Here is a 20,508-nt window from a genome sequence, read left to right on the forward strand (position 1 = left end):
ACTATATTTGAAATTCTCCCTTTCAAAGCAAAAGAAAAAAGCTGGAATTACCAGCTTTCAACGTTTTCTTCTTGATCGATTATCGGATCATCTTCAATAATATTTAAATGCCTCTGGAACGTTTCAGAAATTTCGATCACTGACTGTGGATTTAACTGGTAATAATAAATTCGATTGATCATTGCATTTTCACCTTGAAGTTGAAGTGATTCAACTTCATTTAGTTTACTTGCATAAGAATGCATCGACATTAAATTGTTAAAACTTAAATTTGTTTTTAAATTCTTTCCTACTGCATCCATAACAGGACCAAAGCGAGTTATCGAACTAAAGCTAGCAGCTTCACGAATAATCGATTCGATCACTTCCTTTTGACGTTCACCTCGTCCAAGGTCTCCACGCGGATCACTCTTACGCATTCTTACGTAGGCTAACGCTTCTTGTCCATTTAAGTGTTGCTCACCTTCATGAATAGTAATCGTTCCATAGGTTCCGTTATCTTTTTCAGTAAATGTCATCGGTGAATTTACAGTTACTCCACCTAGCTCGTTAATGATGTCCATAAATGCATCAAAGTTTAAAGAAACAAAATAATCTACAGGGATATCAAATAAATTTTCGACTGTTGCGATTGTCATATCAAGCCCACCAAATGCATGAGCATGATTAATTTTATCCATTGTACCCCGACCAGCAAGTTCTACTCTTGAATCCCTCGGAATGTTTAGCATTTTTATAGTGTTTTCATCTGGGTTAAATGTCGCCAAAACCATTGCATCTGTTCGTCCACTTAAGTCACCACCACGGCTATCTAGTCCAAGGAACAATACAGAAACTGGATCCTTAATTGGGTTTACTACGTTATCCCTTAGTTCAGAGCGGTCCCCTCTTTCTAACTCTTGTTGCGCTCCTGAAGCAACATTTGATACTTTATGCATGACATATGCGAATGCTCCACCAGCAACTACAAATAATGCTAGAAAAGTTAGAAGTGTTATTTTAACAAAACGGTTCATCGGTTTTTTCTTTTTTTGCTTCATTTTTTCCACTCTTGATTGTGCCATTAGTTTAGCACTCCTTTTTGATTATATAAAATTAGCATTCTAAGATATGTTTTTTACGATAAAAAAACTTCTACTATTTCGGGGCAACAATTACCTTTAGCTTGCGGAAGCCCAAATGAAGTTATTATAATTGCTACTATACTACCATTTAAATGTATACTGTTATACTACATACCTATGTATTTTACCTTAATTTTGTCCTCTCGTAAATAAATATATTTTCCATTTTAGTTTTGATGCATAAAAGGTAAGCGATGCTCGGTCAGATAGAGAAACGAAAATGTTTTTACAAGCGATTATATTCGTCAGAGCGGATTTTCACGAATTAGGGATCTATTTCGGGGCTAGGGCCGTGCAGTTACTCAGTGCTTTTGCATCAAGTGTGCTGCGACCTTACATAAAGAAACAAGCCCAAATGAGTGGGCTTGTGGATATATTTTCAGTTATTTAACGTTTCAATTGCTTGTTGAGAATTTCTAGTTGAGAAAACCCCAAAATAGGTTTATCTAAATTATTTGATCTACTTTTCCAGTTTTCCGATCTACAGAATACCAACCTCTAGTAGACGAGTGACCTACTCCATTATCACCAGGGACAACATCAAATACCTGAATAATAAACTTGCCATCTTCTTCACGGTCGATAACAATTCTTACTTCGTCATCAAAGAAAATCTGTAAATGTTCTTTCACTTTAATAACTGCTTCATCGTCAGTTAATAAACGATCGTTTTCTTCTATATTAGACTCGTTTTCGCTTGGATCAGAACCTTTTTCTTCGTTAACCTCTTCGTCTTTCCCATTATCGGTGGTATCGCCGTTTTCTGAAGGGTCATTCGCATCAGCGTTATCTTCTTCACCATTTTCTTGTTCATCGATAATTTCAGTATCATTAGTTGTGTCTTCTTCATTATTCGTAGGCTCATTTGACGTACAACCTGCAACGATCATTGTGAGCATGAATAATAGAACGATTAAATATTTCATATTATATCCCCTCCATTTATTATGGAATAAATTGCTTGTCTTTATTTTAACACACATAGGTTAGAGTTTACAGAGATGCGAAGGTCGGACGCGGAAAAGAAGAGTAGGTGTACCTCGAGACTGCTGAAAAAGTCCAAATTTTTTTCTGAAAAATAATATTCAAAAAACGAGCCTCTAGAATTGCTTTTAAGGCTCGTTTGAGGGTTAGGGAGACATTTCCCCCCCCTATAATCATTCGTTTTTCAAAAACATTCACTTTTTCAGTGGCCTCGTGTACCTCTTCTTGTTTGATCAGAAACACGTAAGAAATAACAGTGAGTCTGGCAGACGAGAGAAGAGCAGATTTTTATTTGATAGGTTGCAGAGCTAGACACTTTTTTCTTATCCTAAAGCTTAGCAGCCGTCTTGCAGTCACACTACTTCCTAACTGCATCGATAATGTAACGCTCCGGGGCGTCACCTACGTACCTGAACGGATAGCATGTTGTGAGAGTTAATACTTCTTCGTCTATTGTAGGGTCGATCACGGTCAAATCATCTGCATCAACGATATAGGTTTTCTGCAAATAGTAAGTATACGTGCCGTATTCCATTTTCAAAATGATTTCGTCACCTTCGATTAAATCGCCAAGTCCAGTGAACACAGTATCGCGATGCCCTGATAAGACAATTTGCCCATCTTGCCCAGGAAATTTTGACCCGCTAAAGTGGCCGACTCCCCTTTTTAGCTGCTCCTCTTCTGTCCCTGCAATGATCGGTAGCTCTTTGTTAAGTTTCGGGATCGAAATAATTCCAATCACATCATTTGGTTCAGGGGTGAAGACGACTTCTTCTTGTGTTTCAATTTGGTTTTTAGATTGCGAGACAATGGTTTCCGCCTCTTTCATCGCAACCGAAACATCCTTTTTCCCCTCAAAAATTTGATATAGACTAACTGAAACTAGAATAACCCCTGCTGTGATTAGGATGATCGTTAACCATCTTGCCAAGATAATCTCCCCTTTTCATTTTTTAGAAGGCTGCGGCAGCCGTGATGTTTATCTTAAATTATACATTAAACGGAATGCTTCAAGGTCACTGCACGAATTTTATATTGGGTAGAATCCATCAAATGCAGCGGTTATAAAGTTGATCGATAGGTAAATAGTCAAGTTTAAGCGCTAACATTCCTATTATACGGGACTGGGGGAAGGATTGGAAATACAGGATTTATCGATGGGAAGTGGTCCGGAGCGCGCATATTTTTGAATTTTCGCGCATAAACTGCTCGCGTTCGTGCACAAATCATCGGGGCGCGCACAAATTCTGGAAATCGCGCACATTCGACACGGGGTCGCGCATATTTTTGAATTTTCGCGCAGAAACTGCTCGCGTTCGTGCACAAACCATCGGGGCGCGCAGTAATTCTGAGATGCGCGCACATTCGACACGGGAGCGCGCATATTTTTGAATTTTCGCGCAGAAACTGCTCGCGTTCGTGCACAAACCATCGGGGCGCGCACAAATTCTGGAAATCGCGCACATTCGACACGGGAGCGCGCATATTTTTAAATTTTCGCGCATAAACTGCTCGCGATCGCGCACAAATCATCGGGGCGCGCACAAATTCTGGAAATCGCGCACATTCGACACGGGATCGCGCATATTTTTAAATTTTCGCGCAGAAACTGCTCGCGTTCGTGCACAAACCATCGGGGCGCGCAGTAATTCTGAGATGCGCGCACATTCGACACGGGATCGCGCATATTTTTAAATTTTCGCGCATAAACTGCTCGCGATCGCGCACAAATCATCGGGGCGCGCACAAATTCTGGAAATCGCGCACATTCGACATGGGAGCGCGCATATTTTTGAATTATCGCGCACAAATCATCGGGGCGCGCACAAATTCTAGGAAACGCGCATATTCGACACGGGATCGCGCATATTCGACATGAATTCGCGCACATTTCATACAGAAGCGCGCATAAATTTATTTTCTCGCACAACTGAGCGGAAAAAGTTACAGAAAAAAAGTGCCCGCGGTTTGCGGACACTTTTTTGTATTCTTATCCAAAGCTTAAAAAATACTTCCAAATCGTATCGAGTAGTAATGAAAGGCCGATCAGAAATACTCCGATACAAGCGAAGCTAAGTGGGGAACCCCATTTTATTTCTTTCATTTTATGCACCTCTTGTTAGCTACCTTTTATTTATAGTAATCTAGTAATCCCTCAAGTATTGCTTGAGCTGCTTGCTCCTGAAATTGCGAGCTTGCTAATTTTTGCGCCTCGGCTTTATTTGTTAAAAATCCAAGTTCGATTAACACACTTGGCATTTGCGTGTATTTAATCACTTCAAATCCTGCTTCTTTTACACCACGGTCTCTCAGTCCTAAGTTTTGAACTAACTTAGATTGTAGGCTCGAGGCTAACTTTTCGCTGTTGTGCCGTTCGTAATTTCGATTCCAAAAAGTTTCTGTACCATGAGCCGATTCAAATGTTGAGGAGTTCGTATGAATACTTAAAAAGATATCAGCATTGGCATTCTTTGCTACTGCCGTTCTATTACTAAGCGAGACAAATACATCGCTAGAACGTGTCATAACTACTTTTGCTCCAGCTTGTTCTAACTTTTGCTTTAAAAATAATGACATTTTTAAAACGATATCTTTTTCCCTATACCCATGAGCAACTGCCCCTGGGTCGTTTCCACCATGACCAGGATCAATGACGATGATTTTATTTCTCAACTTAGATGTATCAAGTTGCGGGGCACTTCCAATACTTACAAAATTACGGTGAACGTAACCCCATTCGTTTCCTAGTTTAATTTTTAACCAATCGTTATTTACACCGATCTCATAAATGTCCACTTGAGTTCCCGAAGTTAGTGTACCAATTCGAGTAGAATTCGCATTTGGCTCGCTTCTGACATTCAGCGATGCTGCAGTCACTCGGCCTTTTTCTATGACTTGGCTAGGTGATGGACTGTTACCTTGAATCATCGAGACAAAATCACTATGAACATAGCCCCAACTGTTGTTAACCTTAATTTTTAACCAGTCTTTATTTACTCCAGTTTCAAAAATATCAATTTGCGTTCCTTGCGGTAGTGTTGTCATTCTGCTTGCGCTTGCGTTGGGCTCACTTCTTACGTTTAGGTTCGTTGCCGTAACTTGGCCTTTAGCAATAACTTGGTCATTTGCTGGTGCCTGGCTATTATTGTTTCCTTGAGTAATCGTAACGAAATTACTATGAACATAGCCCCATTGGTTGTTGACTCTAATTTTTAACCAATCTTTGTTGACGCCGGTTTCATAGATATCGATTTGCGTACCTTGTGGTAAAGTTGTCAACCTTGTTGCACTAGTGCTTGCCTGACTTCTTACATTTAAGCTCGTTGCTGTTACCTGACCTTTACTAACAATTTGGTTTGATGATTGGTTCGTATTACTTTGAGTAATTGTTACAAAATCACTATGTATATAACCCAAACTATTGTTAAATTGAATTTTTAACCAATCTTTGTTCACGCCTGTTTCAAAAATTTCCACTTTTGTTCCATTTGCAAGTACTCCAATTCTTTGAGAAGATGCACTAGCTTGGCTTCTTACATTTAAGTTAGATGCCGTCACTTGACCATCAGCGACTTTTACTTGATTAGATTGGGTAAAGGTTTCAGTAATCGTTACGAAATCTTTATGAACAAAACCCCATTGGTTGTTAACCTTAATTTTTAACCAATCTTTGTTAACACCCATCTCAAAAATTGAAATTTTCGTCCCTCTTGGAAGCTGTGCAATCCTTCTCGCATTCGCGTTTGCCTCACTTCTGACGTTCAATAAAGAAGCAGTCACTTCTCCAACCGCTACTCTACTATTGTCACCGTAAACCTTAGCCGGTTGACTATTAAACTGAATACTACTAAACATTGCAATTAGAATCACAGAAAAAATAAGTACAAACTTTCTCAAACTACCACCTCTCAGATTTCACATATATACTAAATAAACTACATTTTTCCACTAAAGTCTAGTAGATTAGACAAAAATATTACGATAGTTCTATAAGAAGTTCATTCGCACCATCTCACTGAGTATAAATTTCCATAAAAAAAGAAAAGATAAAAATAATATTTATGAACGTTTTTTTGGAGAAACCTTAAGGCGAAGGGGTTTGTAATGAGTTTATATATCGTAGGTTTTTTAATTTCTTTAGTTGTATCTTTGTGCTCGGTGCCATTTGTGAAAAAAATTGCATTGAAATTTGGAATAGTGGATCAGCCTAATCAGAGGAAAATCCATATGACCCAGATGCCAAGGTTAGGGGGGCTAGCCATTATTCTTGGTTTTTTAGTTGGATTTATGTACGTGAGTCCTACAAATCCATATTTAATGCCAATTTTTTTGGGGGCTTGTATCATCATTGTTATCGGGGTACTTGATGACAAGTTTAACTTAACTTACAAAATAAAATTAGCTGGGCAAGTTGCAGCTGCCGCAATCGTCGTCTTTTCGGGATTGACTGTCGAGTTCATCTATTTACCGATGTTACATAGAGTTGAACTTGGAATGTTAGAATATATTTTTACAATGCTTTGGATAATTGGGATTACAAATGCGGTAAATTTAATTGATGGGTTAGATGGGTTGGCAAGTGGCGTTTCCACAATCGCTCTAGCAGCAATTTTGTTTATGGCGATCATTAATGGACAAGTGTTTGTCGCGACGGTTACCTTATTATTAATGGCAAGTACGTTAGGATTTTTAGTTTTTAACTTTTATCCAGCAAAAATCTTTATGGGTGATACTGGTTCATTATTTTTAGGTTATTTTATTTCGATTATCTCCATTCTCGGTTTTTTCAAAAGTTTTACGTTAGTGAGCTTTATTATTCCTGTGTTAATATTATCGATTCCGATTTTCGATACATATTTTGCTATCATACGAAGGCTTTTGAACAAACAGAAATTAACATCCCCTGACAGGTCTCATCTTCATCACTGTCTTTTACAGTTGGGATTTAGTCATCGAACTACCGTTTTAATTATTTATGGTATGGGTGCATTCTTTGGCATTAGTGCGATTATTTTCTCAAACACTACATTATGGGTTTCGTTTTTAATCATTGGTTTGTTACTGCTATTTGTACATATTACGGCTGAATTGATTGGATTGATCGGTCAGAAAAAGCCATTTATAACGATGATAAAAAGATTAACGTCTCGTAGTTAGACGTTAATCTTTTTTCAGACACCACATAAGAGCATTCGTTCTAGCGCTTCAGCTGGGACTGGTTTTGAAAAGAGGTAGCCTTGTGCATGATTGCAGCCTTCTTCTCTAATCACAGCTAACTGAGCTTCCGTCTCAATTCCTTCACATGTAACAGTAAGGTTAAGAGTTTTGGCCATAGCAATGATAAGCTTCACGATCACGGCATCTTCATCGTGTCCATTGCTATTTTTCACAAAAGATTGATCAATTTTTAACGTATCTATCGGAAAATTTTTCAACTGACTTAACGACGAATAACCTGTACCAAAGTCGTCTAGTGCAAATTGTACACCTAGTTGTTTAAGTGCTTGCAGTTTTTTCACAGCGGCAGCGATGTTGATAATTGCTATATTTTCAGTGATTTCTAATTTCAAGTGTTCTGGGTTAATTCCGGTATCGCGGATCACTTGCTTTACGATGTCTACAAATTCTTTTCGTTCGAATTGCTTTCTTGAAATGTTTACGGAAACTTGCAGAGCATTCCCAGCATCGTTCCATTTTTTTATTTGCTCACAAGCGGTTCTTAACACCCAATCATCGATATCGACAATTAAGCCCATTTCCTCGGCAATAGATAAAAATTCATTAGGTGGAACTAAACCACGCTCTGGATGCTGCCAACGAACTAACGCCTCAACACCAGATGGAATGCAAGTATCGACATCGACCTGGAGCTGATAAAAAACTTTAAATTCTTGGTTTTCCATCGCACTTCGCAAGTCCGTTTCTATAACTAACTGTTGATACGTCCCTTGACTCATGGTATCGTCATAAATCTGATAATTATTTCTTCCTTCTTCTTTTGAGCAATACATTGCGATATCTGCATTTCTAATTAACGTACCCGCATCAATTCCGTGATCTGGATATATGCTAACGCCTATACTTGCCGTGATGAAAAGTTCTCTTTCCACACGCATAATTGGTAATTCAGAGAAGTTTTTAAAAATTTCACTGATAAAACTCGTAACCTCATTTTTAGATTCGATGTTTGGTATAAACATCGTAAATTCGTCTCCACCAAAACGACCGATCGTACCTTTTTTTTCAAAAATTGATTTCAAACGATTGGCAACACCCTTTAGCATCTCATCGCCAAATTGATGCCCAAACGTATCATTAATCATCTTGAAACGATCTAAGTCAAAAAACATAACTGCTAATTTTTTTCCGTTCGTTTTATGTTCGTTAATTTGCTCCATTAGAAGTTGGTTGAAATGAACTCTGTTTGGTAAGTCTGTTAAATTATCATGGAAGGCATGGTATGAAATACTTTGCTCTGCTAGCTTTCTAGAAGTAATATCACGGATGATCCCGATATAGTAGGTGTCTTCTAAATTTTCTTTTTTGATTTGGGTTATTGTGATATACGACCAATAATGATCACCGTTTTTCTTCTTATTCACGAGCTCACCAGTCCATGTTCCCTTTTCCATAATTTCTTCCCACATCTCGTCAAAGACAAATTGTGGTGTTTGACCTGATTGGAAAATACGTGGATTTTGCATATAAAGCTCTTCATAAGTATATCCTGTAATTTTTTGAAAAGTGGGATTGGCAGCTAAAATTTGTTGGTTAGAATTTGTAATAATCAAACCGTCGTTCATGTGACAAAAAAGTTTCCAGACATTATTGTAATCAATGGCAAATTTTTTCACATATTCTCTCATCTTATTTAGGCTAGCGAGAATCGCTGCCTTTCACCTCCTTTTTTAACGTACGTTCGGGAAGTTTTTTCCTGTAGAGATAATTTTTCTTTCAGATGTTAAAACAACCCTTTTATTTTAGTATATCAGCATACGAAAGGAGCGACTATATGTTGTGAATAAATTTCACCCGATAATTTCGATTTTTTTTGTCAGATTATATAGCGATTTGTAAGATTATATAGAGGAATTTTGTTTGTAGTGGGGGAAACGTTACGATTTTTGTGCGCGGTTCAACCTCAGTTGTGCGCGATTCCTTGTCGAATATGCGCGGTTTTCCATTTTTATGCGCGCCACACCGGTTGTGCGCGGTCCAACCTCGGTTGTGCGCGGTTTCTCATTTTTGTGCGCGCCACACCGGTTGTGCGCGACCCCTTGTCGGTTGTGCGCGGTTCAGCCTCAGTTATGCGCGATCCCTTGTCGATTGTGCTCGGTTCAACCTCGGTTATGCGCGGTTCCTTGTCGATTGTGCGCGGTTTTCCATTTTTGTGCGCGCCACACCGATTATGCGCGATTCTTCCTTCGTTATGCGCGGTTCCTTGTCGATTGTGCGCGGTTTTCCATTTTTATGCGCGCCACACCGGTTGTGCGCGATCCCTTGTCGATTGTGCGCGGTTTCCCATTTTTGTGCGCGCCACACCGATTGTGCGCGATCCCTTGTCGCTTGTGCGCGGGCTCCGTTTTTGTGCGCGCCACCCTAAAGTAAGAAGGCTGCCCAAATGGCAGCCTTCTTACTTTATTTTTCACCTAGTGCAAACATTAATTCTGCTTCGGCAACTAATTTGCCGTCTACGTATGCTGTTCCTTTTCCTTTGCCGATTGAACCTCTTAGGCGAGTGATTTCTACTTCTAGACGAAGTTGGTCTCCTGGTTTCACTTGTCCTTTGAAGCGGCAGCCATCAATTCCTGCAAAGAATGCTAGACGTCCACGGTTTTCTTCTTTGATTAACATAGCTACTGCACCAACTTGTGCAAGTGCTTCGATGATGAGTACTCCTGGCATAACAGGATAATCCGGGAAGTGTCCGTTGAAAAATTCTTCGTTAGCCGTTACATTTTTAATTCCAACTGCACGTGTCCCTTCTTCTAGTTCTACGATGCGATCTACTAGTAAAAATGGATAGCGGTGCGGGATAATTTCTTTAATTTGTTGAACATCTAGCATAGTCATGAATTAGTACCTCCTAATAGTAACTGATATTATTATAATTGTACCACAAATGTAAGTGTACTACATCCACCTCCCAAAATACAAAAGCCCATGATAGGTGTAAAAAACACCCGTCATGGACTACTCAATATCTTTATATATGATGTCGTGAATTTGCAGCCATGGTCCTTTTCCTAGTACATCTGTAGGGTTACCATCTCCGACAATCCCGTAGCCAAACATTGCTCCACCAACAAGGCTAGCCGCAAAGATTAATGTTACTAATAATACACGGACCCAGATAGGAATAAGACGAATGGGCTTGCGGCGATTACGCTTATTTTTCTCTTCTTTTTCTTTACGTATAGCTTGTCTATTTTTATTTTCTTTTTCATTAGTTGTCATTCATACACCTTCTTCATTTAGAACGCATTATTAGTTGTTGATAGGTTCCGCTCTAAATATCAAACTTTACTAGCCTCTAATGTTATTTACTAATCCCATCATTTGATCAGCCATTGAAATGGAGCGTGTGTTGAATTGGTACGCTCTTTGGGCAAGGATTAGTTCGCTTAGTTCTTTGCCTAAGTCAACGTTCGACCCTTCCAATGCTCCTTGGATTAGTTTCCCCTCGTTTTCAGGAACTAATTCTAAAACATCATCGAAGCCTAGACCAAGCTGTTCAAGATCCGGGAACGAAAAATAATTATCACCGATACTTTCTAATAATTGAGGCTTTGTTACACGAAAAAGTTGTAACTGACCTAAATTTATCTCAGTATCTAGTTCTCCTTTTAACGTAACAAGTATGGTACCTGTCTCAGTAACATTAATTGAGTCGTAATTAGCTGGTATCGCAATAGCATTACCAGTTGCTGACATAACGAAGTCACCATCACCTGTCACTAAAAACAACTCATCTGCATTATTAGGGTTCGGCGTGAGATAAAAAGCTCCGTCCCTCGTAAAGCGTCGAGGTTCATTTTCATCAGTTGGTAAAACTTCAAAAAAGATCCCTTTCTCACCAATTGCTATATCAAGCGGGCGCCCTGTTTGATTAATGGCTCCTTGTTCCATACGTAGAATCGTTTGAGAAACTCGGGCACCTGAACCAATACGAAGCCCGTTCGATGTGTTTCGTCCGGTTTCTTGCTGATGAACGGTTTGGTTATTCAACTGTTGAAAGAGCAAATCTTGAAACTGAACATCGCGACGTTTATAGCCATTTGTGTTCACGTTAGCTACATTATGTGAAATTGTATCTAACTTTTTTTGTAATTGGCCCATTGTCACAGATGCCGTGATCATCGATTGATTCATTTTGCACCTCGTTTTTTCAAATAAAGTTCATTATCCGATTCTTCCAATCTCGTTAGCTGCTTTTTCCATGCTACGATCGTATGCCTGAAGTACTCGTTGGTTTGCTTCAAAGGCGCGAAAAGCCGTCATCATATCCGTCATCGTTTGCGTTGCATCAACATTTGACCGCTCAATAAAGCCTTGTTGAAGTTGATACGTAATCGCACCATTTCCGACTGCTGTACCAACAGGCTCTTCACCTTCATAACGGAGTAACCCATTCCCTTCTTTTACAAGTAGATTTGGATTTTCCACAAACGCAACGTTTAATTGCGTAATTTCACCTACATCATTAAAGATGATACCTTCTCGTGAAACACGAAAATCTTCATTCGCAACTTGAATTCGATCTCCGTTGTTATCAAGGACATAAAATCCTTCACCAGTCGTTAAGAAGCCTTGTCCATCGACTGTAAAACTTCCGTTACGAGTATAGCGAGTATCACCATTGTTATTTTCAACTGTGAAAAACAATGCTCCTGGACGTCCTGTCTCTTCGTTTACCGGAACGACACCTTGAAAAAGCGCAATGTCAGTACTGTTATTCGTCTCATGGATGTCGCCTTGGCGGAAATTCAATGTTTTTTCTTGTAAATAAACTCCCGTACTTAACTCACCAACATGATGAGAATTGCCTAAAGGACGATTATCGCCTCCCATTGCTTTTACGAGCATGTTTGGAAAAGAACGAAGGGAAGCATCGTCTGCTTTAAAACCTGGCGTATTTGCGTTAGCTAAATTATTCGTTAACATTTCTTGACGGCGCTGTTGAGCAATCATTCCAGCAGCAGACGTATAAAATCCACGGATCATGTTTTCACCTCGTTATTTTTATGGAAAGCGCAAGGCGACTGTAGCTAGATACCTTTCTAACTTCCATGATAAAATCACTTTCAATCATTTAATCTATCATATATATCGGTAGGTTCCTATGAAAATTAATATGTAAATTATGGAGCATCTGGAAAAAATACGACCAGACACTCCGAACGTTATACTAAATCTTAAATTTACGTTTTTCGATTTTATCTAAGTTTTCTAATAATAGGCCTGTCCCTTTGACTACGCAGTGCATAGGATCCTCTGCAATTAGGACTGGTACTTTTAACTCTTCTGCAAGTAGTGAATCAATGCCATGTAGTAATGCTCCACCACCTGTGATAATTACACCTCTGTCGATAATATCTGCTGAAAGCTCTGGTGGTGTCTGTTCTAATACACTTCTTGAAGCTTGTACAATATGAGAAACTGGCTCTTCAAGCGCTTTTTGTATCTCCTCTGAGTATACGGTAATCGTTCTTGGAAGTCCACTGACCAAGTCACGTCCACGAATGTCAATTTCTTCTTTCCGTCCACCTGGAAACACCGTTGCTACCTCGAATTTAATTTGCTCTGCTGTACGTTCGCCGATCAGTAGTTTGTATGTTTTCTTTATGTAGTGTAAGATTTCCTGATCAAACTTGTCCCCTGCGACTTTAATTGAAGAGGCGGTGACAATATCGCCCATTGATAATACAGCAACATCCGTTGTCCCACCGCCTATGTCTACGACCATGTTACCGCTTGGTTGGTAAATATCCATTCCTGCTCCAATTGCTGCTACTTTCGGTTCTTCTTCCAAATAAACATTTTTTCCACCGCTTTTTTCTGCCGCTTCACGAATTGCTTTTTGCTCAACAGATGTAATGTTTGTTGGACAACAAATTAAAATTCTCGGTTTAGTTAAAAAACCCCTCACATTAATTTTGTCTAAAAAATGCTTTAACATTGATTCTGTCAGGTCAAAGTTCGCAATTACACCATCCCTCATAGGACGAAGGGCAACAATGTTTCCAGGAGTACGGCCTACCATGCGAAATGCTTCATCTCCAACAGCTAAAACTCTACTTGTTTTTGTATCTATTGCGACTACTGAGGGCTCATTTAATACAATTCCTCTTCCTTTTACGTGTATGAGAACATTTGCTGTCCCTAAATCAATTCCAATGTCCCTGCCAAACATGTTTTTTCCTCCCTGCTTTTAGTAACCGTTTCATTGTTCACTCTTAGTTTGTATCCAATGTATTATTTTATCATATATTGTCATTGCAGGGATATGATTTTCTTCTTCTTACTGTTGAGTTTCTGCAAATTTCTTTGATGCTGGTTCTGTCGTTTTCTGATATTTTACTTTTGTCGCTTCTCCACCTCTTAAATGGCGAATTGATTTGTGATATTCTAAAATTTCTTTTACTTCATTTGCCAGCTCTGGATTAATTTCAGGCAATCGTTCTGTTAAGTCTTTATGAACTGTGCTCTTGGAAACTCCGAATTCTTTTGCGATCGTTCTTACGGTTTTCCTTGTTTCGACGATGTACCTGCCAATCTTGATTGTTCGTTCTTTGATGTAATCGTGCACACCTCTCGCCTCCCTAATTCGTGAGGGTCCAAAAGGCTGTGTGACAGATTGCTAGGAAAATTCATTCTTCATAATAAGGCACGTTCAAAAAGTCAGTAAAATCAGAAAAAAGAGTGAGGAGAAGTTCCTGTAGAAAATTTATTTTATACCAGTCTCACTCGTCTTTTATCATTTAGGACTTTTTAAACACATCCTGTCTTATGTAGAGAGGAACTTTTATTTACATTTTCCATCACCTGACTTCTTTGGACCCTTCGTTTAATCTAATGATTTGTAACATTTTATTAAGGGAGACGGGTATATATGCATAAAACGTGATAAAATAAGGGTTTTTATTTGTAAAATGTCCCTTTTTTTGATAATTTTAAGTTTTCTTTAGAAAAGAAGAATATATCGAGCTGATGGCGCCTAGAGCTAGACACCTTTCGACCTACATAAATTTTATGCCTTTCTTACATTGACAAAAAAACAGCCCTCAAAGTTAGAGGACTGTTTTGTCGTAAAATTATATTAGCTTTGTTCTAGTTCTAATTCAAAAGTTTGTTCTTCCATATCTTTTTCATCTGCTTCTTCAGTTTCTTCTTCATCTTCATTTGGATCATTTGCATTGTCACTAACATCTACAGCTGAAACTGTTTGATTGAAAAAATCCATTGGGTTTACTGGAGTACCGTCTTGACGAATTTCAAAATGTACATGTACACCTGCGTCTTTGTTATAAAGACTTCTTCCAGCTTGAGCGATAATATCACCTTGTTTTACAGATTGACCTGCTTCAACTTTTAGGTCATCTAAGCTTTGATAAACAGTGACTACACCGTTATCGTGTTCAATATGAACAACTTTACCAAACAATGCATCTTCTTCGGCTTTAACAACAGTACCACTTAATGCTGCAGTTACGTCAAATGTTTCACCGCTCTCCATTGCTAAATCAATGCCTTTATTTTGGCGGTAAGTATTATCATAAAGTACGAGAGCTTTTTTCTGTTCTTCTTCTGTAGCATCAAAATCAAAGAAATATCCGATTACTTTCACTTCATCTTCATTGACAACTGGCATTTTGATCACTTCATCGACTTTTGCAACTGGGAATGCATCTTCATAATTCACATCAATATCTGCACCAGTTTCATAGCCTTCATCGTCAACAACTGGTTGTTCTTGAGTTACATTAGCTGTTCCTTGAAGATAAAGGACACCACTCAAAACAACTGCTCCTAAACCAAGATAAACTGCAGGTAAAGCCCAACGTTTTTTCATCATTTTTTGAAGGTTTGCCTTCATTTTTGTTAATTTAGAAGATTGATTTTCTTCTCTCATTTAATCATCACCTCAGCAATCAGTCTGATCAAATTAACGGAATTATATACACAATTATAAAAAATATTAAATTTTTATTTTTCGACAAGGTTAGCAAAATTATTCATAGTTTTTTGTAAAAGTTTTGAGGCAGTTTATGCTAAATTTTGCACTGTGAGGGTGTGCTTTCTCGTGATTAGCTTTTGGAGGTTTGTTAAGGAGGGGGGACGGACACTGAGTACGTTATTTTAAGAATTACATCAATTTTTTGCCATTTTCGGACCGTGGTTCCGCTATTTGCTTAAATCCTTTAAGAAATGGCGCTCATCATACAAAATAAAGGATCTGATGTCCGATAACTTCTAAGAATCGCGCGTTTTATTGAAATAACGGAACTGGTGTCCACTTAATCAGTCTTTTGAAGTGATATGAGCACCATCACAAGCCTTTGATGCCCTTCCCTTATAAAACCGAAACAAACTTAACAGAACTCTCCAAATACAAAAAAACGCATACGATTTTCGTAATGAAAATCTATGCGTTCTCGTAATAACCTAATTAATCTGCCAGAGCGGTCATAAACGGTTCTACAGAAGAAATTTGGACACCTTGGTAATAGTGTTGGATAATTTCTTGATAGCTTTTACCTTCTTTGGCCAATCCATTAGCTCCATACTGGCTCATGCCAACGCCGTGCCCCCAGCCTCTAGTTTCGATGACGACATTGTCCCCATTTCGCTTCCAACGAAAATCACTAGAGTCTAGATCTAACGCTTCTCTAATCTCGCGACCTGTGAATGATTTTCCACTTATGTTTACAGTTGCTACTCTGCCACTATCTGTACGAGCTGTAATTTCACCTACAGTTCCATCATTAGGAAGTTGTACTCCTAATGCATTCGTAAATTGTTGCGTTGAGATCACTTTTTCAGCGACATACCGAGGCGATTGGGTATCCCACGGGCTTTCGACACTTCTCAAATACGGAATTTCATTTGGCCAGTAATCCTCTGAATTCTCTGTATAGCCGTTACTCGTAGAAAAAAAGGTTGCGGTAATTGGTTCACCCTCATAAGTGATCACTTGCCCACGCGTACTTTGAACTGCTTCTAAGATTTTCGAATGTCTCCGTTCATAATCTTTGCCCCATTTTTTTCGAAGTTCATCTTCGTTTTGGTAAACTTGATGAATGACTGTATCTAATACGATGGCCCCTTCTGGTATATTGGTATCTAGCGGATTTAACATATGTCTAATGATAAAGGTACGCGCTGTTAGCGCTTGCGCCTTTAGTGCTTCAAGTGAAAAATCTGCTGGCATTTCTGAAGATACCACACCAACAATATAGTCTTCAAAATCAACTTCTTCGATGACATTTGACTTTGTCCGAAAAACGGCCACTGATAAATCTTCTGGAACTCCTATTGAACCTTCCTCCGTATTTGTTACGTTTGATGTTTGCACGACTGCGGAGTTTACCGTTTGCTCTTGTGCATCTCCTTTAAATGCTAGTACAAGCATCGTAGGAATAATTAAAATGATACTACATAGAATTGCACCGATTATGATTAGTTGTCGCATTGCCTATACGCCTCCAGTTTTTGAAATTGGACTAAGATTTGTAGACGATAATTGCAGCTAATATTCCATTGTCTATACGGAGTTTATGACTGTTTCAAAGAAAATAGACCTTTAAATTCAGAGTCTAATAAGTGAGTGAATTTCATCATTTACTTAAATGGAGCTACATAAGTTTAAATGTTGTTTTATCCATCAATTTAGTATCCTAGTAGTGAAAGTGAACTCGTTTCAGCAAGCTGAAACATCGGGAAATCCCACCTACGCTTAGAGGAGGCCACTGAAAAAGTGAATGTTTTTGAAAAACGTATGATTATAGGGGGCCAAAAATGTCTCCCTAACCCCTCAAACGAGCCTTAGAAGCGATTAGAGGCTCGTTTTTTGAATATTATTTTTCAGATAAAAAAATTTGGGCTTTTTCAGCAGTCTCCGCTTAGAGGTGGGGGTCTTTTACCCTAAAAAAATTTCAGATAAACAATGATGAAATTCATTAAAGTATGTAGGCATGAAGTTATCAAGATTTTTATGTTTATGTATATGAGTGAATTTGATGATTACAATAACCGAGCTACATAAAACTACATCTTAGTTGGGAGAATGATGGATTATGAAATTCATTCATTTATTAGGCAGAAAAAAATTCATTACATTACGCTGGATTTTTTCACAGTTTGTCCATATTTAAAAATCAAAAAGGAGAGTTTTTCATTTGTGTGAAATACTCTCCTGTGTTGTTTTAGAATAGATAGCTTTGCTTTTTGTCCAAAATGATGTCACACAACATAACAGACAAAAATAGGCATACCTACGCTAGGTTTGGATTCATTTTTAACGGAGACGGTGCCTCAAGGTTCTCAAATTGAGTGTGATCAACTTCATATACTCTTTCGACCTGAGCTCCTAGGCTTCTTAGTTTGCCAGCAAAGTCAACGTAGCCACGATCAATGTGTTTTAGCTCCACAACTCTTGTGTAGCCGTCTGCCACAAGACCAGCAATGACTAATGCTGCTCCCGCACGTAAATCAGTGGCTGCAACTTCTGCTCCTTGTAGGGAAGTTGGCCCTGAAATAATTGCTGTTCTACCTTCAATTTTAATATTTCCATTCATACGACGGAATTCTTCCACGTGCATAAAACGATTTTCAAAAACTGTTTCTGTAATCACACTCGTGCCTTCTGCTTTTAAAAGTAGAGACATCATTTGTGATTGCATATCTGTCGGGAAACCTGGATGTGGCATCGTCTTAATGTCAATTGGCTTTAATTTTTCTGGGCCAATGACGCGAATACCTGTTTCTTCATCAATAATAGTAACACCCATTTCTTCCATTTTTGCGATTAACGGACGTAAATGCTCAGTAAGAGCACCTTCAACAAATACGTCACCACCAGTAATAGCAGCGGCAACCATAAATGTTCCTGCTTCAATACGGTCTGGGATTATTGTATGCTTGGCACCGACAAGTTTTTCGACTCCTTCAATACGGATCGTACCTGTACCAGCACCACGAACTTTCGCCCCCATTGCATTTAAATACGTAGCTAAACATACAATCTCCGGTTCTTCTGCTACGTTCTCAATGATTGTTGTTCCTTTTGCAAGTGTAGCGGCCATCATAATATTTTCAGTTGCGCCTACACTAGGAAAATCTAAATAGATTTTTGCTCCTTTAAGGCGTCCGTCCACTTTAGCGTCAATAAAACCATTACCAATTTCTACTTTGGCTCCCATTGCTTCAAAACCTTTTAAGTGCTGGTCAATTGGACGTGAACCAATCGCACATCCACCTGGAAGGGCAATTCGTGCATGACCAACTCGAGCCAATAGTGGGCCCATAACAAGAAACGAGGCTCTCATTTTACGAACGTATTCAAAAGGAGCTTCCGTTTTTAATGTTTTTTCGGCGTCCACTTCGATGCTTCCATTTTCATAAGAAACATCGATATTTAAATTTCGTAAAACTTCATTTATTGTGTATACATCAGCAAGTGCTGGTGCATCATAAATATGGCTCTTTCCTTCACTACCTAAAATAGATGCAGCGATTACTGGTAAAACAGCATTTTTAGCGCCTTCGACTTTCACTTTACCAGATAACCGTTTACCTCCTTGGACTATTATTTTTTCCAACGTATTCCCCTCCGACGTCCAGTTTCTATACTATTAATATTCAGTCGTAATTATCGGCGTGCCAATTGTCACGGTAGTTTTACCGCCCAATCGTTCATTTGCTCGAATAGCTAGCTGTAAATTCATACTTTCTTCATTTGTTGTTAAGGAACTGTTCCATATATTAGTGTATGCAGAGATGGAAATGAACGTTTCCTCTTTTAATGCCTCAATTTTCTGAGCAGAGAATTCTTTCAGTAAAAGTTCTGCTTGCTCACCTAAACCAAGATTTAGTTTATCACTGCCATTTCCTGTTGCACAAGTGAAAATTTTGGTATTCTTATTAAATAAGTCTTGATGCCTAAAAAGTACTACTGACGTAAGGGAGTCTAATTGCTTTTCGGATAACGTTTGAACACCTTGAACTTCGTAAATTAGATATGAATGTAACTGCTTGTTGTGAGGGTAGACAATGTAGGTAAGTGTTTGGATAACACCTATATCGTGGTGAATAAATGTGCCGATCGCCTTCTTTTGGTTTTTTGGGTAATCTTTTAGTGGTTCCCAATCAAAATGGCTTATCATCTGTTGAATTGTCTTTAATTCTTTTTCATATTCACCTGGTTCTGTCCAGTGATTTAAGTGACCCCGTGTATATAGCGTCCATTCAGTAAGCTCAATATCATGTTTATCCATTACATCTACAATTTGGTTTAATTCAGAGAACGGATTTTCTACCGTTGCTTCTCCTTTCCCACTTAGTCCTAAATAATAAAGACTGAAGAACACAATACCAAAAAATATGATGTGCAGCTTATGTTTATTCCCCATGCTTCTCTCTCTCCTTATACGTTCGATTTCGTCGAACTATTCTCTTACTAGCATTTTTACCAGTTCGAGAGCATAAATACATGGAAGTTGTAGTTAAAAGTCGACAAAATCCGTATTTAATTAAGGAAAGCAGAAGCACCTTGGTCACGAGCAGCTATTCTTGTTACACTCCGTTTACTCGTCGTAAAACAGCTACGAAGTGACCAAGCTGAAGCTAGACCGCTTTTAAAAGAGAAAGCGAAGCATTTTTGACCAGTTTAGGTAATCTAAAAAGAAGCCACTTACTAACTGTGTTAGCGCAATAGTTGTAATAATCATCAATACTTTACCTTGTGGTCCTTTTGGATTTTTCACAAGGAATTCAAAGCGAAACGCTTGTAAAGCCCACCAAATGACTACTAAAAACGCGAGATTTACAAGAAGGTGGACAAGAGCTTGTTGTCCAAACTGTTCTAACATTTGTAAAAACCCCTAACCTTACGTATTTCTGTTATATATCATAATTTTTTTCGTGACTACATATGAAAAAATATGATAATACTAAAAAAAACCACTTATATAACAGACACATTTCTTATAATAACGAAATTTCTAATAAAAAGCTATTTTAAATATGAAGAAAACTGACTATTTTCTTCGACAAATGAAGATAATGATATTTTTATCGGATCGGACAGAGAATCCGTTATTTTTAAAAATATTTCATTTTAAATTTTTTTGCAGACCGTGGTTCCGTTATTTGCTCAAAATTTCTAGAATTATCACGAAAA

17 protein-coding genes are annotated in these 20,508 nt (G+C 38.4%); 1 reads left to right on the top strand and 16 read right to left on the bottom strand.

Annotated elements, in window-relative coordinates; genetic code table 11:
- Positions 1-47: 47 nt before the first annotated feature.
- The 4 genes from BKP37_RS14765 to BKP37_RS14780 form a co-directional block, all read right to left on the bottom strand.
- Positions 48-1,064 (bottom strand): LCP family glycopolymer transferase, encoded by a 1,017-nt coding sequence (locus BKP37_RS14765; RefSeq protein WP_071310391.1) that lies wholly within the window; start codon positions 1,062-1,064, stop codon positions 48-50.
- Between the two features lie 506 nt (positions 1,065-1,570).
- On the bottom strand, positions 1,571-2,050 hold the full coding sequence (locus tag BKP37_RS14770) for a hypothetical protein (RefSeq protein ID WP_071310392.1): 480 nt from the start codon (positions 2,048-2,050) through the stop codon (positions 1,571-1,573).
- A 416-nt stretch (positions 2,051-2,466) separates the two neighbouring features.
- The gene (locus BKP37_RS14775; RefSeq protein WP_071310393.1) at positions 2,467-3,039 is read right to left on the bottom strand and encodes a class D sortase; all 573 of its coding nucleotides are present in this window, start codon (positions 3,037-3,039) and stop codon (positions 2,467-2,469) included.
- A gap of 1,199 nt (positions 3,040-4,238) precedes the next feature.
- A complete protein-coding gene (locus BKP37_RS14780) occupies positions 4,239-6,005 on the bottom strand; it encodes an N-acetylmuramoyl-L-alanine amidase family protein (protein WP_071310394.1) in 1,767 nt (588 codons plus the stop codon).
- A 207-nt stretch (positions 6,006-6,212) separates the two neighbouring features.
- Between BKP37_RS14780 and BKP37_RS14785 the strand changes: the two genes are divergently transcribed.
- Positions 6,213-7,265: a glycosyltransferase family 4 protein gene (locus BKP37_RS14785; RefSeq protein WP_071310395.1), complete on the top strand. Its 1,053-nt coding sequence runs from the start codon at positions 6,213-6,215 to the stop codon at positions 7,263-7,265.
- A 14-nt stretch (positions 7,266-7,279) separates the two neighbouring features.
- Here BKP37_RS14785 and BKP37_RS14790 read toward each other — a convergent pair whose 3' ends face one another.
- The 12 genes from BKP37_RS14790 to BKP37_RS14845 all read right to left on the bottom strand — a co-directional run bounded on the left by BKP37_RS14790 (position 7,280) and on the right by BKP37_RS14845 (position 20,197).
- Positions 7,280-8,962 (bottom strand): putative bifunctional diguanylate cyclase/phosphodiesterase, encoded by a 1,683-nt coding sequence (locus BKP37_RS14790; protein WP_169823157.1) that lies wholly within the window; start codon positions 8,960-8,962, stop codon positions 7,280-7,282.
- Between the two features lie 784 nt (positions 8,963-9,746).
- Positions 9,747-10,175: a 3-hydroxyacyl-ACP dehydratase FabZ gene (gene fabZ, locus BKP37_RS14795; RefSeq protein WP_071310522.1), complete on the bottom strand. Its 429-nt coding sequence runs from the start codon at positions 10,173-10,175 to the stop codon at positions 9,747-9,749.
- 126 nt (positions 10,176-10,301) lie between these two features.
- On the bottom strand, positions 10,302-10,565 hold the full coding sequence (locus tag BKP37_RS14800; RefSeq protein WP_071310397.1) for a DNA-directed RNA polymerase subunit beta: 264 nt from the start codon (positions 10,563-10,565) through the stop codon (positions 10,302-10,304).
- Positions 10,566-10,634: 69 nt separating this feature from the next.
- Positions 10,635-11,480 carry a flagellar hook-basal body protein gene (locus BKP37_RS14805; RefSeq protein WP_071310398.1) on the bottom strand — a complete coding sequence of 282 codons (846 nt, stop codon included), beginning with the start codon at positions 11,478-11,480 and terminating at the stop codon, positions 10,635-10,637.
- 30 nt (positions 11,481-11,510) lie between these two features.
- Positions 11,511-12,332: a flagellar hook-basal body protein gene (locus tag BKP37_RS14810; RefSeq protein ID WP_071310399.1), complete on the bottom strand. Its 822-nt coding sequence runs from the start codon at positions 12,330-12,332 to the stop codon at positions 11,511-11,513.
- Positions 12,333-12,516: 184 nt separating this feature from the next.
- Positions 12,517-13,521, bottom strand: coding sequence for a rod shape-determining protein (mreB, locus tag BKP37_RS14815; RefSeq protein ID WP_071310400.1), 1,005 nt, complete (start codon positions 13,519-13,521; stop codon positions 12,517-12,519).
- Between the two features lie 108 nt (positions 13,522-13,629).
- Positions 13,630-13,917 (bottom strand): sporulation transcriptional regulator SpoIIID, encoded by a 288-nt coding sequence (gene spoIIID / locus BKP37_RS14820; protein WP_071310401.1) that lies wholly within the window; start codon positions 13,915-13,917, stop codon positions 13,630-13,632.
- Between the two features lie 510 nt (positions 13,918-14,427).
- Positions 14,428-15,240: a stage II sporulation protein SpoIIQ gene (gene spoIIQ, locus BKP37_RS14825; RefSeq protein ID WP_071310402.1), complete on the bottom strand. Its 813-nt coding sequence runs from the start codon at positions 15,238-15,240 to the stop codon at positions 14,428-14,430.
- Between the two features lie 537 nt (positions 15,241-15,777).
- On the bottom strand, positions 15,778-16,800 hold the full coding sequence (gene spoIID, locus BKP37_RS14830) for a stage II sporulation protein D (protein WP_071310403.1): 1,023 nt from the start codon (positions 16,798-16,800) through the stop codon (positions 15,778-15,780).
- An 802-nt stretch (positions 16,801-17,602) separates the two neighbouring features.
- Positions 17,603-18,928 (bottom strand): UDP-N-acetylglucosamine 1-carboxyvinyltransferase, encoded by a 1,326-nt coding sequence (murA, locus tag BKP37_RS14835; protein WP_071310404.1) that lies wholly within the window; start codon positions 18,926-18,928, stop codon positions 17,603-17,605.
- Between the two features lie 33 nt (positions 18,929-18,961).
- Positions 18,962-19,738, bottom strand: a complete 777-nt coding sequence (locus BKP37_RS14840; RefSeq protein WP_071310405.1) for a YwmB family TATA-box binding protein — start codon at positions 19,736-19,738, stop codon at positions 18,962-18,964.
- Between the two features lie 225 nt (positions 19,739-19,963).
- Positions 19,964-20,197, bottom strand: coding sequence for a DUF1146 family protein (locus BKP37_RS14845; protein WP_071310406.1), 234 nt, complete (start codon positions 20,195-20,197; stop codon positions 19,964-19,966).
- Positions 20,198-20,508: the final 311 nt, after the last annotated feature.

Origin of the sequence: Anaerobacillus alkalilacustris, assembly GCF_001866005.1 — a bacterium.
Lineage (GTDB): Bacteria > Bacillota > Bacilli > Bacillales > Anaerobacillaceae > Anaerobacillus > Anaerobacillus alkalilacustris.

Excerpts from the sequence above, each read along its gene's own strand:
- spoIIQ (WP_071310402.1), bottom strand. The coding sequence starts at position 15,240 with ATGAGAGAAGAAAATCAATCTTCTAAATTAACAAAAATGAAGGCAAAC.
- BKP37_RS14840 (WP_071310405.1), bottom strand. The coding sequence starts at position 19,738 with ATGGGGAATAAACATAAGCTGCACATCATATTTTTTGGTATTGTGTTC.
- mreB (WP_071310400.1), bottom strand. The coding sequence starts at position 13,521 with ATGTTTGGCAGGGACATTGGAATTGATTTAGGGACAGCAAATGTTCTC.
- fabZ (WP_071310522.1), bottom strand. The coding sequence starts at position 10,175 with ATGCTAGATGTTCAACAAATTAAAGAAATTATCCCGCACCGCTATCCA.
- BKP37_RS14765 (WP_071310391.1), bottom strand. The coding sequence starts at position 1,064 with ATGGCACAATCAAGAGTGGAAAAAATGAAGCAAAAAAAGAAAAAACCG.
- BKP37_RS14805 (WP_071310398.1), bottom strand. The coding sequence starts at position 11,480 with ATGAATCAATCGATGATCACGGCATCTGTGACAATGGGCCAATTACAA.
- BKP37_RS14810 (WP_071310399.1), bottom strand. The coding sequence starts at position 12,332 with ATGATCCGTGGATTTTATACGTCTGCTGCTGGAATGATTGCTCAACAG.
- BKP37_RS14785 (WP_071310395.1), top strand. The coding sequence starts at position 6,213 with ATGAGTTTATATATCGTAGGTTTTTTAATTTCTTTAGTTGTATCTTTG.
- spoIID (WP_071310403.1), bottom strand. The coding sequence starts at position 16,800 with ATGCGACAACTAATCATAATCGGTGCAATTCTATGTAGTATCATTTTA.
- BKP37_RS14800 (WP_071310397.1), bottom strand. The coding sequence starts at position 10,565 with ATGACAACTAATGAAAAAGAAAATAAAAATAGACAAGCTATACGTAAA.
- BKP37_RS14770 (WP_071310392.1), bottom strand. The coding sequence starts at position 2,050 with ATGAAATATTTAATCGTTCTATTATTCATGCTCACAATGATCGTTGCA.
- BKP37_RS14845 (WP_071310406.1), bottom strand. The coding sequence starts at position 20,197 with ATGTTAGAACAGTTTGGACAACAAGCTCTTGTCCACCTTCTTGTAAAT.